At 67.2% G+C, this 14,964-nt stretch carries 20 protein-coding genes; 5 read left to right on the forward strand and 15 right to left on the reverse strand.

The genetic code is table 11. The annotated features are described in order from the left end of the window. Positions 1–6: 6 nt before the first annotated feature. The 4 genes from nuoN to V4F39_RS16890 are packed head-to-tail and all read left to right on the forward strand — an operon-like array spanning position 7 to position 2,876. On the forward strand, positions 7–1,494 hold the full coding sequence (gene nuoN, locus V4F39_RS16875; protein WP_332290878.1) for an NADH-quinone oxidoreductase subunit NuoN: 1,488 nt from the start codon (positions 7–9) through the stop codon (positions 1,492–1,494). A 10-nt stretch (positions 1,495–1,504) separates the two neighbouring features. Then, complete coding sequence (locus V4F39_RS16880; protein WP_332290879.1) at positions 1,505–1,810, forward strand: DUF2818 family protein; 306 nt, start codon at positions 1,505–1,507, stop codon at positions 1,808–1,810. Positions 1,811–1,813: 3 nt separating this feature from the next. Beyond that, on the forward strand, positions 1,814–2,395 hold the full coding sequence (locus tag V4F39_RS16885; protein WP_332290880.1) for an NUDIX hydrolase: 582 nt from the start codon (positions 1,814–1,816) through the stop codon (positions 2,393–2,395). A 31-nt stretch (positions 2,396–2,426) separates the two neighbouring features. Then, the gene (locus V4F39_RS16890) at positions 2,427–2,876 is read left to right on the forward strand and encodes a DUF1178 family protein (RefSeq protein WP_332290881.1); all 450 of its coding nucleotides are present in this window, start codon (positions 2,427–2,429) and stop codon (positions 2,874–2,876) included. A gap of 13 nt (positions 2,877–2,889) precedes the next feature. Here the strand turns inward: V4F39_RS16890 and V4F39_RS16895 are convergent, their stop codons facing one another. The 12 genes from V4F39_RS16895 to flgB all read right to left on the reverse strand — a co-directional run bounded on the left by V4F39_RS16895 (position 2,890) and on the right by flgB (position 12,700). After that, the gene (locus V4F39_RS16895) at positions 2,890–3,912 is read right to left on the reverse strand and encodes a hypothetical protein (protein ID WP_332290882.1); all 1,023 of its coding nucleotides are present in this window, start codon (positions 3,910–3,912) and stop codon (positions 2,890–2,892) included. 15 nt (positions 3,913–3,927) lie between these two features. Next, positions 3,928–4,839, reverse strand: a complete 912-nt coding sequence (gene flgL, locus V4F39_RS16900) for a flagellar hook-associated protein FlgL (RefSeq protein WP_332290884.1) — start codon at positions 4,837–4,839, stop codon at positions 3,928–3,930. A 13-nt stretch (positions 4,840–4,852) separates the two neighbouring features. Beyond that, the gene (flgK, locus tag V4F39_RS16905; protein WP_332290885.1) at positions 4,853–6,229 is read right to left on the reverse strand and encodes a flagellar hook-associated protein FlgK; all 1,377 of its coding nucleotides are present in this window, start codon (positions 6,227–6,229) and stop codon (positions 4,853–4,855) included. Positions 6,230–6,302: 73 nt separating this feature from the next. Next, positions 6,303–6,626, reverse strand: coding sequence for a hypothetical protein (locus V4F39_RS16910; protein WP_332290886.1), 324 nt, complete (start codon positions 6,624–6,626; stop codon positions 6,303–6,305). Between the two features lie 15 nt (positions 6,627–6,641). Continuing rightward, a complete protein-coding gene (locus tag V4F39_RS16915) occupies positions 6,642–7,811 on the reverse strand; it encodes a flagellar basal body P-ring protein FlgI (protein ID WP_332290887.1) in 1,170 nt (389 codons plus the stop codon). An 11-nt stretch (positions 7,812–7,822) separates the two neighbouring features. Continuing rightward, on the reverse strand, positions 7,823–8,488 hold the full coding sequence (flgH, locus tag V4F39_RS16920) for a flagellar basal body L-ring protein FlgH (RefSeq protein WP_332290888.1): 666 nt from the start codon (positions 8,486–8,488) through the stop codon (positions 7,823–7,825). Positions 8,489–8,490: 2 nt separating this feature from the next. Next, positions 8,491–9,279 carry a flagellar basal-body rod protein FlgG gene (flgG, locus tag V4F39_RS16925; RefSeq protein ID WP_332290889.1) on the reverse strand — a complete coding sequence of 263 codons (789 nt, stop codon included), beginning with the start codon at positions 9,277–9,279 and terminating at the stop codon, positions 8,491–8,493. Between the two features lie 11 nt (positions 9,280–9,290). Beyond that, complete coding sequence (locus tag V4F39_RS16930; protein ID WP_332290891.1) at positions 9,291–10,016, reverse strand: flagellar basal body rod protein FlgF; 726 nt, start codon at positions 10,014–10,016, stop codon at positions 9,291–9,293. A 25-nt stretch (positions 10,017–10,041) separates the two neighbouring features. Continuing rightward, positions 10,042–11,229 carry a flagellar hook protein FlgE gene (locus tag V4F39_RS16935; protein ID WP_332290892.1) on the reverse strand — a complete coding sequence of 396 codons (1,188 nt, stop codon included), beginning with the start codon at positions 11,227–11,229 and terminating at the stop codon, positions 10,042–10,044. 25 nt (positions 11,230–11,254) lie between these two features. Beyond that, complete coding sequence (locus V4F39_RS16940; RefSeq protein ID WP_332290893.1) at positions 11,255–11,923, reverse strand: flagellar hook capping FlgD N-terminal domain-containing protein; 669 nt, start codon at positions 11,921–11,923, stop codon at positions 11,255–11,257. A gap of 5 nt (positions 11,924–11,928) precedes the next feature. Beyond that, a complete protein-coding gene (gene flgC / locus V4F39_RS16945; RefSeq protein ID WP_332290894.1) occupies positions 11,929–12,330 on the reverse strand; it encodes a flagellar basal body rod protein FlgC in 402 nt (133 codons plus the stop codon). A 1-nt stretch (position 12,331) separates the two neighbouring features. After that, a complete protein-coding gene (flgB, locus tag V4F39_RS16950; protein ID WP_332290895.1) occupies positions 12,332–12,700 on the reverse strand; it encodes a flagellar basal body rod protein FlgB in 369 nt (122 codons plus the stop codon). Here flgB and flgA point away from each other — a divergent pair. Beyond that, positions 12,699–13,421, forward strand: a complete 723-nt coding sequence (gene flgA, locus V4F39_RS16955) for a flagellar basal body P-ring formation chaperone FlgA (protein WP_332290896.1) — start codon at positions 12,699–12,701, stop codon at positions 13,419–13,421. The genes flgB and flgA overlap by 2 nt on opposite strands. Before the next feature lie 31 nt (positions 13,422–13,452). On the opposite strand, the gene flgJ is transcribed toward flgA, so the two are convergent. Genes flgJ through flgM form a run of 3 tightly spaced genes read right to left on the reverse strand, consistent with a single transcriptional unit; the run spans position 13,453 to position 14,943 of the window. Then, positions 13,453–14,244 (reverse strand): flagellar assembly peptidoglycan hydrolase FlgJ, encoded by a 792-nt coding sequence (gene flgJ, locus V4F39_RS16960; RefSeq protein WP_332290898.1) that lies wholly within the window; start codon positions 14,242–14,244, stop codon positions 13,453–13,455. Beyond that, positions 14,231–14,653, reverse strand: coding sequence for a flagellar export chaperone FlgN (gene flgN / locus V4F39_RS16965; RefSeq protein WP_332290899.1), 423 nt, complete (start codon positions 14,651–14,653; stop codon positions 14,231–14,233). The genes flgJ and flgN overlap by 14 nt, the downstream gene beginning before the upstream one ends. After that, the gene (gene flgM / locus V4F39_RS16970; RefSeq protein ID WP_332290900.1) at positions 14,650–14,943 is read right to left on the reverse strand and encodes a flagellar biosynthesis anti-sigma factor FlgM; all 294 of its coding nucleotides are present in this window, start codon (positions 14,941–14,943) and stop codon (positions 14,650–14,652) included. The genes flgN and flgM overlap by 4 nt, the downstream gene beginning before the upstream one ends. Positions 14,944–14,964 lie beyond the last annotated feature (21 nt).

Raw genomic sequence — 14,964 nt, forward strand, 5'->3', positions numbered from 1 at the left:
ACAACCATGATGCATATGAACTGGCCGGTCATCTACCCCGAACTCCTGCTGCTCGTGCTGGCTTGTGCCGTCGCGCTCGTCGATCTGTTCGTTCAAGACCCGAAGCGGCGTCCAACCTTCTGGCTGGCGCAGGTCTCGCTGGCCGTGGTTGCTGCCTTGCACTTGCTGCAGGCACATGAGGGCGTGACGCTCTACGGCATGCAGGACATGGTCGTCGCCGACCCGATGGGCCATCTGCTGGCGTTTTTCTCTGCGGTGGCCGTGATGGTCACGCTGGCCTATGCGCAGCCGTACATCGGCCCGCGCGACATGCTCAAGGGCGAATTCTTCACGTTGGCGATGTTCGTGTTGCTGGGCATCTGCGTGATGGTCTCCGCCAACAATTTCCTGGTCGTGTACCTTGGCCTGGAGTTGATGAGCCTGTCGCTTTACGCATTGGTGGCACTGCGCCGTGACAACGCCACCGCGACAGAAGCCGCGATGAAGTACTTCGTGCTGGGTGCGCTGGCCAGCGGCTTCCTGTTGTACGGCCTGTCGATGATGTACGGGGCCACCGGCACGCTGGAGATTCCCGGCGTGCTCGCCGCCATCAGCACCGGGCAGGTCAACGACACGGTGCTGGTTTTCGGGCTGGTGTTCGTCGTGGCCGGCCTCGCGTTCAAACTCGGGGCAGCGCCGTTCCACATGTGGGTGCCCGATGTCTACCACGGTGCTCCCACGGCCGTGACGCTGCTGATCGCCGGGGCTCCCAAGCTGGCGGCGTTTGGCATGACGATCCGCGTCCTGGTCGACGGCCTGTTCGGGCTGGCGGTCGAGTGGCAGCAGATGCTGATCGTGCTGGCGCTCGCTTCGTTGGTGCTGGGCAACCTGGCCGCGATCGCGCAAAGCAATCTCAAGCGCATGCTGGCGTATTCGGCGATCGCGCAGATGGGTTTCATGCTGCTGGCGCTGGCCTCCGGCGTGGTGGGGCAGGAAGACGCCGATCGGGTGCACAACGCCTACAGCTCCGCCATGTTCTACATGGTCACCTACACGCTGACCACGTTGGGCACGATGGGCCTGGTCATGCTGTTGTCCCGTGAAGGCTTCGAGAGCGAGGAGATCACCGACCTGGCCGGGCTGTCCCGCCGCGCGCCGTGGATGGCGGGCGTCATGGCCGTCTTCATGTTCTCGCTCGCCGGCATTCCGCCCACGGTGGGCTTCTACGCCAAGCTTGCCGTGCTGCAGGCGCTGGTGACCACGGGCGTGTCCGGTTACGTGTGGCTGGCGATCATCGCCGTGCTGCTGTCGCTCATCGGTGCCTTCTACTACCTGCGGATCGTGAAGGTGATGTACTTCGATGAGCCGCCGCAGGGGGCTCCCGCGGTGCTGCAAGGTTCGGGCGTCAATGCGCTGCTCGCGGTCAACGGTGCTGCGGTGCTGGTGCTGGGCATACTGCCCAGCGGCCTGATGGCGATGTGCCGCGACGCCATCGTCAAAGCATTGACCAGCTGAGCATTGGCCCGTGACGGGACACTCGGCCGAGGTCTGGCTGGTCTTGCTGGTGGCGGCAGTTGCTGCCAACCTGCCGTTTCTGACCGACAAGCTGCTGTTTGTCGGGCCGCTTCGGGTGCCGAAGCCTTGGGCTTGGCGCTTGCTCGAGCTGGCCTTGATGGCCGCACTGGCGTTGCTGGTGGGCCTGGCGCTCGAGTCGCGGGTCGGGCAGCGGCAGCCGCAGGGCTGGGAGTTCTATGTCGCGGGGATCTGCCTGTTTCTGACGCTGGCTTTCCCCGGCTTTGTCTGGCGCGTCCTGCGCCGCCACCACGGATAGCGCATGGCTGACGAAGACCGGCATCTGATCGAGACGCGCTTGTCTAGCCAGCAGGTATATCGAGGCAACTTCCTCGATGTTCGACGCGATGTCATCGGTCTGCCCGGCGGGGGCACCGCGACGCGGGAATACATCGTCCATCCCGGTGCCGTGGTGGTGGTACCGATGCTGGATGACGGCAGGCTCGTTCTGGTCAGGCAGCATCGCTATCCGTTGAGCCGCGTGTTGCTGGAGTTCCCCGCAGGCAAGATCGATCCTGGCGAAGACACGATGAGGTGCGGGCTTCGAGAGCTGGCCGAAGAAACGGGTTATCGCGCTTCCGAATGTGCGCGTGCCGGCGTCCTCCACAACGCGGCAGCGTATTCCAACGAGCACATCGAGATCTTCTTTGCCCGGGGGTTGGTGGAGGGCAGCCAACGCCTGGACCATGGCGAACTGATCGATGTGCACGTGCATGCCCCAGAGGAACTCGATGCGATGGCCGGCCGGGGGGAGCTCACGGATGCCAAGACGCTGATCTGCCTGTTGTGGCTGCAACGCTGGAAGGCGGGTGCCTGGGCGCTGGACTGGCAGGCGGTGCGCTGAGGTACCCTCGGTGCACCACTATCATCATCAAATGAAGGTACTCGATCTTTGCTGTGGCCGAGGCCATGGGTTCGAAGGCTGGTTCGCGTCCGATGAGGACTTCGTTGATCAACACGACCGGCAGCTGATCGAGTGCCCGCTCTGCGCAGACAAGTCGATCTCCAAGCGGCCCAGCGCACCGAGGCTGAACCTCTCCGGCGCACGGGAATCGGTCGCCGCACCAGGCATGGCTGGTGAACCTCAGGCGCTAGGCAGCGTCCTGCAGGCCGCGTGGATGAAGGCGGTTCGGCACGTGGTGCAGAACACCGAGGATGTCGGCGAGCGGTTCTCCGACGAAGCGCGCCGGATGCACTATGGGGAAGTTGCTGCGCGCAGCATCCGGGGTCTGGCAACCGCCGCACAACGGGAAGCGTTGGCGGACGAGGGCATTCCCATCGCCACCTTGGCCATCCCCGAAGCGCTCAAGGAGCCGCTGCAGTAGCGCAGGCCGTCCATCACTTCAGGCTGAGCAGCGACATGACCCGGCTGCGGTTCACGCTGACCAGCGCTGGAGCGACCGCGGCATAGACTTCGTAGTCCGGCGCCTGCGCCCGTGCCCCGAATTCCTCGGCGAATGTTGCTGCCCACGCCGCATCGGCCGCCCGCACCGTGCTTTGCTTGGCGCGCTCCAGCGCCTCTCGGACTTGCTGTGCCACACGCCGGACGTGCTCCAGCGCCTGGGTCACTTCTTGCAGCGTGCTGCGCAAGGCGGCTGCGTCGCCGGTGCCCCATGCTGCGGGTGTCAGCGCTTCTTCCTGCGCTTCGGCCTTTGCACGATGCGCCTGCCCTGCAGGAAGGCGAATGCCGCCGCCCTTGATGGCGAGCGTGTCGCGCACCTGCGTCCAGGCCGTCTCCGCAACGCTGAAGATCGTCTCGCCGGCACCGTTGAGGGATACGCCCACGCCCATCGGAGCGAGCGCGCGATCGAGCTTGCGGACGTTGTCTTGCAGCGAAGCACCTGCTTCGAGCGTGATGCTCGCGGTGCTCTGCCGGCCTTGACCGATGGAGAAGGTAAGCGTTTCGCGCTCGCCGGTGGCCAGGGTCGAGCTGTCGAGCCCTCGGACGGAGAAGTGGCGCGTAGCCGGCGCAGCAATGTTGAAGCGCAGCTGGCTGTCGAGGCTGCTGCCGGTCATCGGATCGCGCTGGCGCCACAGGTCGTCGAGCGACTGCAACTGGCGGTCCAAGGCGGACGTCGTGCCGTTGTTGCTGCCCGCTGTGGCGCGCTGGCTGATCAGTTGCGCGCTCAGCGTGCTCTTCAGCTGCTGCAGCTGCGCCGTCATGCGCTCGAGGTAGTCGAGCGTGCGTTGCGTATCGGCTGTCTGCTGGTTGCGCTGCGGATTCCAGTCCTGCCGCGTGATGCGCAGGGGTTGCGCTTCGCGAAGGCCTTCGGCCATCGACGACGTGCCGGACGAGCGCGTGGCCGTCGCGCCGGTCGCCCGAGAGGCCGGTGCGTTGACGCTGGACGAAACCGGTTGCATGGCCTGGACCGGCGGTTAGATCACGTCGAAGAGCGACAGGCCGCTGACCTTCGCATAGGCCTTCTGCGTGGCCTGCAGCGCGGTGGTGTAGCCCTCCAGCTTCACTGCCGCCTCGCTGTAGTCCAGGGCACCCAGACTCAGGCCCGCCTGCTGGTTCGACAAGCTGACGTTGGCATGGTTGTCGCCCAGCGTCTGCAGTGTGTTCTGTGCGCCGCCCAGGCGGGCGATGTGGGTGGTGATCGTCTCGATCCCGTTGTCGATGGCGGTCAGCGTCGCCGTCGTCTCGGCGCGCACGGCCGCATCGTTGATGTTGATGCCCGGTGTCTCGAACGTGCCGATGATGCGGTCGAGCTGGTTCAGCAGCGCGCCCATCTCGTCCAGGTTGACGTTGGCTGCCTGCGTGATGCCGTTGCCCACGACCACCAACTGCTCACCGGTGTTTCCTGTCCACGTGTAGCGCGAACCGACGGCGGCGGTGGCATCGTGGGTGACGGTTGCCGTGCTCGTGGCCGTGCCCGAGAACATGTAGCGGCCCTCCTGATCGCGGCTGTTGGCGGTGTAGAAGAGGCTGTCGCGCAGCGACTTCAGCGAATTCGCCATCGCCGCGACGTCTTCCGCCGTGTTGCCGCCATCGGCGCCCCAGACCATGAGATCGCGTGCTTCGAGCAAGTCCGTGCTCATGCCGTCGAGCAGAGCCTCGTTCTGCTGGAGCCGCGTGGACAGTGCGCCGATGTTGTCGCGGTACTGGGTGAGGGCTGCTTCCTCGCGGGTCAACCGGGACAGGCGCACCGCCCTGACCGGATCCTCCGACGGCACGCTCAGCCGCTTTCCGCTGGCAATGCGTTCGAGCATCTCCTGGGCGCGTGCGGAGGCGTTCTGCAGCGCGGTATTCATCGTGCTGTGGTACTGGGTGCTGGCGATGCGCATCGTGCTGTTCCTGTCAGATCATCGCCAACGTGCTGTCGAACAGCTCGTTGGCCACGGCGATGACTTTCATGTTGGCCTGGTACATCTGCTGGTACTGCAGGAGGTTCACCGCCTCTTCGTCCTGATTGACCCCGCTGGTCGATTTCCAGCTCGATTCGGCCTGGTTTCGTACCGTCTGCGCGGTGTTCAACGCGGCCTGGTTCTGCTGGCTGTCGGTCGCGAGCTTTCCCACGAGTTGCGAGTACACATCGCCGAGCAGCACGCTGCCCAGAGAGGTGAGGGTGATCGGCTGTTGCTGCAGCTTGATCACGTCGAGCAGATTGTCGCTGGCACCCGGCTGGGCCGGATCGCTCGAAAAGCCGAGCTTTTGCGGCAGCACGGCGGGGTTGATCTTCAGCATGCTGGTTGCGCTCGTCGGATCGAAGACGAAGAGGGGCATCCCTGCCAGGCCGTCCAGGCCGTAGCCCGCGGTGAACTTGCTGTTGACGCCGGCGGACAGTTGGTCCGCCATCTCCGTGATCGACTTCGCCAGCGGGGCCAGTACCTTGGCCTGCAGGTCGTCGAGTCCGCCCAACTGACCGCCGAAGGCGGTGCCGGCCAGCGAGAAGGTCTGTGAGGCGAAGTCGAGCTTGAGCGTCTGCGAGCCGTCGGGGTTGACCTCTGCACGCAGCGTCGAGGCGGTCGATCCCACCACCAGCGGCTGGCCGCCTTGCAGCGACAGGCTGCGCGATCCGTCCGGCTGGTTGACGACCTGCAGGGAGACCAACGACGCCATCTCGTTGATCTTCTTGTCCCGTTCGTCGATCAGGCCGGAGGCATTCACGCCGATGCCCGTGGCCGCTGCAATCTTGTCGTTCAGGCGGGCCACGTCGAGCGACAGGCTGTTCACCTGATCGAGGATGGTGCTGCGCTGCTGGTAGATGGCCGTGCGTTGGTTGGACAGCACCGTCTGCAGGCTGTTGAACCGTTGCGCCAGGGCGTCCGCGGCCGTGATCACCTGCTGGCGAAGGGGAGAAGACCCCGGCTCGACGCTCGCGGCGTTGAGCGCGGCGAAGAACTTGTCCAGGCCGCCGCTGATGCCCGATTCGTCGTCGCCCATCACCTGCTCGAGCTGCGTGAGGTAGGGCTGCGCGACGTCCCGTTTTCCGACCTCCGACGCCGCAGACCACATCTGCAGGTTCTTGTAGCTGTCGCTGAAGCGGATGAGCGCCGGTACGTTGACACCGCTGCCCACCGAGGTCGCACCGGAGCGGTTGGGTTGCACCGTCGTCAGGTTGACGCCCTGGCGGGTATAGCCGGCCGTCATCACGTTGGCGATGTTCTGGCTGGTCACATCCAACCCGATCTGGGCTGCACGCGTGCCGGAAAGGGCGGTCTGGATGATGCTCATGGCTTGCCTGTTGTGGATGGCAGGCCGCGCTGAGCCTGCTCGTCATGAAAGGGCGACCGCTGCCAGGGGTTACTTAAGCGGGCGGCTGGGGAGGCACCTCGGGCGCCGTGGGCAGCAACTGTCGGAGCAAGGCGTCGGCGATGCCGAATGCGCGCTGGCTCGCGAGCTGGTCGCCCAGCAAGCCGTCCGCCAGGTCCAGCATGTCGTCGTTGACCTTGTTCTTCAGCGGGCTGTCCTCGTCGGCCAGTTCGCGCATGCTCCGGCGCATCTGCCGCAGCATCTGCGTGATCATGTGGGCCTCGAACTTCTCGGCCGCCTTGCCCGCCTGGGCGCGGATGGCGTCGTCCTCGCTCGAGGAACTTGCAGGGGCGTGGGAGGGTGTCAGGGGGGTGATCATGCTGCGTGCTCCAGGTCAGATGACCACGAGTTCCCCATCGATCGCGCCGGCCTGGTCGAGTGCCTGCAGGATCGACATGATGTCGTCCGGCGTCGCGCCGATGCTGTTGATGGCGTCGATGATGGTTTGCAGGTTGGCGCTGGCCGGCCACTGGAACATGTGGCCCGAGCCCTGGTCCACGTTCACGCGCGACTGCGGCACCACCTGGGTATTGCCGCGGCCGAACGCGTTCGGCTGGCTGACCTGCGGGCTCTCGGAGATCACGACCTTCAAGGAACCGTGCGACACGGCCGCCGGCTTCACGGTGACGCCGTCGGCGATCACCACCGTGCCGGTGCGCGAATTGAAGATGACCTTGGGCACCTCGCGGCCCACGTCGATGGGCAGTGCTTCCAGCGCAGCCACGAAGGCCACGCGCTGCGTCGGGTCCTGGGGCGCCACCACCTCGACGCTGGTGGCGTCGCGGGTGCTCGCCACGGTGCCGTAGGCCCGGTTGATCGATTCGACGATGTTGGTCGCGGTCTGGAAGTGCGGACGCTTCAGGCTCAGCCGCACCGTGGGGCGGGTGTCGAAGTCGGTTTCGATCTCCCGCTCGATCGACGCGCCGTTTGGTACGCGGCCGGACGTGGGGGTGTTGATGGTCACGCTCGAGCCACTGTTGCCGCTGGCGTTGAGCCCGCCCACGACCAGGTTGCCCTGGCCCAGCGCGTACACCTCGCCATCGGCGGCGCGCAGCGGCGTCAGCAGCAGCGTGCCGCCGCGCAGGCTCTTGGCGTCGCCCAGCGAGGACACGGTCACGTCGATCGTCTGCCCCTTGCGGTAGCCCGGTGGGAACACGGCGCTCACCATCACGGTCGCGACGTTTTTCGACTTGGCATCGACCTTCTCGGGCAGCTTCACGCCGAACTGCTTCAGCAGGTTGTTCATCGACTGGCCGGTGGCCTTCGACTGCGTGCTGTCGCCCGAGCCGTTCAGGCCGACGACCAGGCCATAGCCGATGAGCTGGTTCTCGCGCACGCCTTCCACGCTGACCAGGTTGCGCAGCGCGCGCAGGTTCTTCGCGGGCAGCGCCTCCGCCGGCACCTTGGTGCGAGGCGTCGTCGCGGACACGGAAGGCCCCGGCAGCACGAGCAGGGCGGACATGCACAGTGCGGCGAAGCGGATGGCGAGGCGGGTGGGCTGCATGGCGGTGGTTGTCAGAAGGGCATCCAGGGGCTGGTGAAGAAGCGCGTCAGCCACCCGGCGTTGTTGGCGTCGGCCAGGGTGCCGCGGCCGGAGTACGCGATGCGCGCATTGGCGATGCGCTGCGACGACACGCGGTTGTCGGTGTCGATGTCGGCACTGCGCACGTAGCCGGCCAGGCGCACGAACTCCTCGCCCTGGTTGAGGTAGAGGCTCTTTTCGCCCGCGACCCGCAGCAGGCCGCCCGGCATGACCTCGTGCACGATCACCGTGATCGCGCCCTGCAGCGTGTTCTGCTGGCTGCTGGTGGCCGAGCCGTTGAAATCGCGCGATGCGCTCGCGCCGATGTTGCTCTTGATCGTCTTGGTGCCGAAGATCGTCGGCGACACCGCTACATTGCTTTCCTTGCCGAACTGCGTGTCGGCCGACTTGCTCGCCTGCGTGGTCTCGTTGAGCACCACGGTGAGCACGTCGCCCGGCCGGAAGGCCCGGCTGTCGCTGTGCAGGCTCCAGGCCGCATCGGGGGCGAACACGCCGCCTGACTGGCCCTTGCGCGCCACCGCCTGCAGCATCGGCAGCGGCTTCTCTTCCGCCAGTGCAGGCGCCTGCGGCGGCTCGATGTGCGCGCAGGCGGACAGCAGCAGTGCGGCGAGCGCCGTGGTCAGTGCGGTCGCGTTCATGGTCAGCGGGCGGCCTGTGCCAGGTACTGCAGCATGTTGTCAGCGGCGGACAACACCTTGGTGTTCATCTCGTAGGTGCGCTGCGCGGCGATCATCTCGACCATCTCCTCGACGACCTGCACGTTGGAGCCTTCGAGCGCGTACTGCTTCAGCTTGCCCAGGCCTTCGTCACCGGGGTTGCCGACGGTCGGCGCGCCGCTGGCGGCGGTCTCGGTGTAGAGGTTGTCGCCCATGGCGAGCAGGCCCGCCGGGTTGACGAAGCCCGCGATCGTCAGCTGGCCGATCTCCTGGGGTGCCGTCTGGCCCGGCATGGTGACCGACACCATGCCGTTCTCCCCGATCGTCACGCCGGTCGCGGTGGCGGGGATGGTGATTTCGGGCATCACCGGCAGGCCCTGCGCGGTGACGATCTGGCCCTCGGGGCTGCGCTGCAGCTGGCCGGCACGGGTGTAGGCGGTGTCGCCGTTGGGCATGGCCACCTGCAGGAAGCCCTGGCCGACGATCGCCACGTCCAGCGGCTGGCTGGTCGTCTGCAGGTTGCCGGTGGTGAACACCTTCTGGGTGCCCAGCACCTTCGTGCCGTTGCCCAGCTGCGTGCCTGACGGCGACATCGTGTTGTCGTCGCGCTGGGTGCCGGGTTGCTGGTCGACCTGGTAGAAGAGGTCCTGGAACATCACACGGTCGCGCTTGAAGCCGACCGTGTTGACGTTGGCGAGGTTGTTCGCAATCGCCTGGAGCTTGGCGTCCTGGGCCTGCACACCGGTCTTGCTGATCCACATTGCGGGGTTCATCGCAGCTCTCCTTACTCTCTGATCAATCGGTTGCCGGCCTCGGCCATCGCGTCGGCGGACTTGTAGAGCTTCATCTGCACCTCGAAGTCGCGGTTCAGGCTCATCGTGGCCACCATCTCCTCGACGGCCGACACGTTGCTGCCCTCGAGGTGGCCGCCTTGCACCTGCACCGTGTCGTCGACCGGCAGCGGCTGGCCGTCGCGCGCCACGATCAGCCCGGCCTCGTTCTTGGCCAGCTGGCCGGCTTCGGGCCTGACGAGCTTCAGGCGATCGACCGCCTGCATCTCGACCTCGCCCGGCGCCTGGATCGACAGCGTGCCGTCCACGCCGATGGCGAGCTTCTCGTAGGGCGGCAGGACGATCGGGCCGCCGTCGCCCATCACGGCGCGGCCATCGATGCGCAGCGCACCGTCCGCGTCGATCTGGATCGCACCGGCGCGCGTATAGGCCTCGCCGTCCGCCCACTGCACCGCCAGGTAGCCATTGCCGTGCACGGCGACGTCGAGATCGCGGCCCGTGGCCTTGATGGCGCCGGCCCGCGAGGTCACCGCACCCGTCTCCAGCTTGGCCATGTGGCGCGCGTCGAAGCCCGTGCCGGGCACGGCTTCGCTCAGTGCGATGTCCAGGTCGGCCCGGAATCCGGCCGTATCGAGGTTGGCCAGGTTGTTTGCATGCACCTGCTGAGCGCGCATCGAGCGCTCGGCGCCGCTCATCAGGGTGTAGATCAAGGCGTCCATGGCAGCTTGCTTTCAGCGTCCTGCGTCAGACGGCCTGCATCAGGGACTGCATCATCTCGTTCTGCGTCGAGATCACCTTCGTGTTGGCCTGGTAGTTGCGCTGCGCGGACATCAGTCCCACCAGCTCACCCGTCATGTCGACGTTGGACTGTTCGATCGCACCCGTGGTCAGCTTGCCCGTCATGCCGGTGCCGGCCGCGAACATCAAGGCTTCGCCGGAGGCGGATGACGAGATCCAGCTCGTGTCGCTGACCGGCGTCAGCGCGCCTTCGGCCGGGAAAGCTGCCAGTGCCAACGTGCCCACGCGTTGCTTCTCGCCGTTGCTGTATTGCGCGAGCACAGCGCCGTTCTCGTCGATCGACGTGGAGATCAGCGTGCCGGAGGCGTAGCCGTTGGACGCGTTGACGGTCGGGACCGACTCGCCTGCGTACTGCGTCGTGCCGGTGTAGTCGATCGCCACGGTCAGTGCATTGGCGCCGGCGGGGGTGCCCAGGCCGAGCGAGACCGCCGTGGTCGGCGACGTCAGCACGCCGTTGGTGTCGAAGGTCAGGGCCTGCGTGCTGGCGACCGGGGCCCCGTCGAACGCGTAGTGCACGTTGATGGCGTTGGTGCCGGTCTTCACGAAGTACTGCGTGACGGAGTGCTTGGTGCCCAGCGAGTCGTAGACCACCGAGACATTGGAGCTGTTGAAGCTCAGAGGATCGGCCGCGTTGAACGGCGCGACCGTGGGCACCGTCCAGTCGCGCGACAGGTTGCTCACGTAGTTCAGCTTGTCGGTGGCCTTGGCGGCGATCTGGCCGTTGGGCACCTTCAGGTCTCCCAGCACGCCGAGGGCGTCGCTGCCGGGCAGGGCGGCATAGCCCTGGACCTTGCGGCCGTTGCCGTCGATGACGAAGCCGGTCTTGTCGACCGAGAACATGCCCACGCGGCTGTAGACCATCTGGCCATTCGTGTCGCGCGAGACGAAGAACCCGCGGCCGCTGATCGCGGCGTCCATGCCGCGGCCTGTCGTCAGGATGCCGCCGCCCTCATCGATCGACTGCGTCACCGAGGAGACCTCCACGCCGGTGGCCTGCGTGCCGGCGTACATCGACGAGAAGTTGGCCCGCCCGGACTTGAAGCCGTAGGTGCCGGAGTTGGCGATGTTGTTCGAGATGGTGTCCAGCTCGGAGTTGATGGCGTTGATGCCGGACAGTGCGATGGCGAAGCTCATGTCTTGTTCCCTCGTCTAGAAGTGTTCAGGGTGTCGCGGTGGCCGGTCGGCCATGGAAGGCGGTGATGGCGTCCGGGGCGGTCTGCCCGACGTTGGACACGTCGACCACGACGCTGCCGTTGGATCCCAGGCGCACGCTGCCCAGCGTGCCGATCACGCTGGCGGCCGGGGCGGCCTGGTCGGCTGCTTCGATGCGCAGGCCGTATGTGCCGGCCGCCAGGCCCAGCGTGCCGCGATCGAGGCTGAAGTCGACCTTGCCGGCGGCCTTGGTGCCCAGTTCAATGCGCCGCTCCGCGCCGTCGCTGGCCGTCAACACGAGCGTGGTCTTCGTGCTTGGCGAACCCAGCTCGAAGCTGCCGGCCACGGCGGTGTCGCCGAGCTGCACTTCGTCGGTGCCGACCGTGACCAGCGAGCCCACCTGGCCGCCCAGCCCCAGCGTCTGCAGGCTTTCGAGCAGGGCGCCGTTGAGCGCGGTCTGGCTCGACAGGCCCTGCAGCGTTTCCATCTGGCTCAGCTGCGTCAGCTGCGCGACGAACTCCGCCGGGTCCGTGGGTTCGAGCGGGTTTTGATTCTTGATCTGCGCGACCAGCAGGGTGGTGAAGAGCTGCGAGACCTCGCCGTTGCCGCCGATCGCGCTTGCGAAGGCGCCGGTGGGCTGGGAGGTGCCGGTGTCGTTGGTGACGAGCGATGCCATGGTGGTCAGGCCTCGCCCAGCTTCAGCAGCGACTGCTGCATGCCCTTGACGCGTGCGAGCACCTCCACGTTGGTCTCGAAGGCGCGCGACGCGGACATCATGTCCGTCATCTCCGCCACCGGGCTCACGTTCGGGTAGAACACCATGCCCTCGTCGTTGGCGAGCGGGTGGTCCGGCTCGTAGGACTTGCGCAGCGGCTCGGTGCTCTGGACCACGTCCAGCACCTGCACCGAACTGCCACCCGCCTTGCCGATGGCGGCGAAGACCGGCTTGCGCGCGTGGTACGTCGCCTCTTCGCTGCCGGAAGCGGACTGCGCGTTGGCCAGGTTGCTGGCGATGGTGTTCAGCCGCACGGTTTGCGCCGACATGGCGGAACCGGCGATCTCGGCGATGTTGCGGAATGCCATCTCAATGCCCCTCGATGGCCTTGGCCAGGCCGCGCAGCTTCATGTTCACGAACGTCAGGCTGGTCTGGAAGTCGGACGCGTTCTGCGAGAACGCTGCCTGCTCGACGCCGAGTTCGACCGTGTTGCCGTCCTGCGTGGCGTGGAACGGAACGCGATACTTCGGGTCTTCCGCACCGGTGTCTAATGACAGCCCGCCTTCGTCCTCGCCTGCCGCTGCCTGGCTCAGTGCAGCGGCGAAGTCGACGTCGCGGGCCTGGTAGCCCGGCGTACTTTCGTTGGCGATGTTGGATGCCAGGATCTTTGTGCGCTCGGCACGCAGGGCCAGCGTGTTGGCGTGCGTGCCCAGCGCCTGTTTGAAGTCGATGCTCATGCTGCTCCTTTGCCTTTCGAAAAAGTGGATACCTGCCGGGCTGGCGGCGGCCTTCGCGGCGGTGGTGTCCGCCGCGCCCGCCGTGCCTTCCATGGAGGCCGCGGTGGCCGATGCCGCACGCGAGGCGCTGGCCCAGCAGGCCGAACGCGACGGCTTGCTGGCGCCTGAAATCGGGGTGAGCGTGGCCGCCAGCGGCGGCAAGGAGGCGCCGCGCTGCGCGCAGGCGCCGGTGGTCGATGCGGTCGACACGCGCTTCGCCAGCCGCATGCGCTTCGCCGCGCGCTGCCCAGGCATGGATGACACGCGCAGGGTGTTCGTGGTGCGCGGTTCGCTCAGCGCCGACGTGGTGGTGGCCGCGACCTCGGTGCCCTCGGGCAAGCCGCTGGCGGCGGCCGATCTCACGCTCGACCGGCGCGACGTGTCGTCGCTGGCCGATCCGCTGTCCGACATCGACGAAGCCTCAGGGCAGGCGCCGCTGCGTCCGCTGCGCGCAGGCCAGGTGCTGCAGAAACGGCTGCTGACCGCGCCGGTGCTCGTCAAGCGCGGCGATTCGGTGCTGATCGATGCCCGCAGGGGGCCCGTGCAGGTCACGGCCAGCGGCGAGGCCTTGGAGCCCGGCAAGCGCGACGAGGTCGTGCGGGTGCGCAACGTCAACACCGGCAAGGTGATCCGCGCCCGCATCGTCGATGCCGGCGTGGTCGAGCCGGCCGACATGCCCTGAGGGCGCGCAGTCGTCTTCATCGGCCGCCTGCTCATGGCGCCTCCGCGGCGGAAGGCCGGCTGCGCAGGCGGTTCACGACGCTCACCAGCTTGTTGGCGTAGTTCGGGTCGGTGGCGTAGCCGCCGCGCGCCAGCGCATCGGCGTAGGCGCGGACGTCGGTGCCCGTGTTGAGCGCCGCTTCGTAGCGCGGATTGTTCTGGATCAGCTTCGCAAAATCCTGGAAGGCCGAGGCGGTGTCGGCGTAGCTGCGGAAGCGTTCCGTCCGCTTGGTGGCGACACCCTGCTCGTATTCCGTGGTCATGGCATCGGCGCTGTCGCCGCGCCAACTGCTGCCGGCCTTGATGCCGAACAGGTTGTTGGTGCTGCTGCCGGCGGCCTGGCGCAGCGGACGCTGGCCCCAACCGGATTCCAGCGCTGCATGGGCTGCCAGGATGTCCGGCGCCACGCCGAGTTGCTGGCCCGCCTGGGCAGCCCACGGCGCGATCGAGCCGAGAAACGCCTGGTGCTCCGGTGTGCTCGCCGCGGCATCGGCGAGCGAGCCACTGCCTTGGATGGCGGCGAGCGCGCTGGCCGTCGTCAGGCCGCCGCCGGCGTCCTGCAGGCTGGCCATGTAGGCACGGCCGGCCGCGCTGAGTGCAGGCACGCCGTCGCCCTCGGGCGAACCGTTCGCGATGTAGTCGCGGATCTCGCCGTCGACGCGAGCGAAGTGCTGGCTGAACCGGCCGCCGCCCAGGGTGGGCAGGGCAGGCGCCACGGCAGACAAGGGCGCCGTGGCCTGCGTCGCCGGCGTGGCCGCGGGGAAGGCGAGCTCAGGTCGGAGCATAGGTGTCCGTCTCTCCGTCGAGCACGCGCTGCATCATCGCGTGCTGTTCCATCATCAGCCGGCAGTTGCGGGTGTTGAGCGCCTTGCACTCCACCACCAGCGCTTCCAGCGCATTCCACAACTGTGCGACGGCATCGCGGGTGTTCTGCGCGAACAGCGCGATCACGTGCTCCATCGAGGCCGGTGCGCGCAAGCCCAGCAGCGCCACCTGGCGCATGCGCTCGCGGCGGCTCTCGTCCAGCAGCGCGACCTGCGTCGAGATCCTGGTGCCGAGCTCGGCCAACGCCTGGGTGTCGTGGCGCAGTGCCGCGTCGAACTGTTCGTCGAGAAGGCGGCGCAGCGCCTGGTAGCCCGCGTGGTCGGTATGCACGCCGGAGATCACGCTGCGCAGGACGTCGGATCGCTTCACGACCGCCCTCCGTGGTAGCGCTGGATCAGGCCAGCCAGCTTGGCCGCGTCGAAGTGCAGCTCGCCGCGGGCGATGGCATCGCGCAGCTCGGCGACCTTGGCATGGTCGATCTCGGGCATCGTGGCCATGGCGGCCATCGCCGGTCCCAGCACGGCCGACTGCAGCGCCTGGCCGCGGGTGGCCGCGCCGGCACTTGCCGTGGCCGCCGCGTCCGCGGGAGATGCCTGCGCCACAGGGCTCAGGCCGGTGGCTGCAGCCAGCGCCGTGGAGCCGTTGGAGCTGATCCTCATCGGTGCACCTTTGGAAGAGGA

Source organism: Aquincola agrisoli (assembly GCF_036621135.1).
Taxonomy (GTDB): Bacteria; Pseudomonadota; Gammaproteobacteria; order Burkholderiales; family Burkholderiaceae_C; genus Aquincola; species Aquincola agrisoli.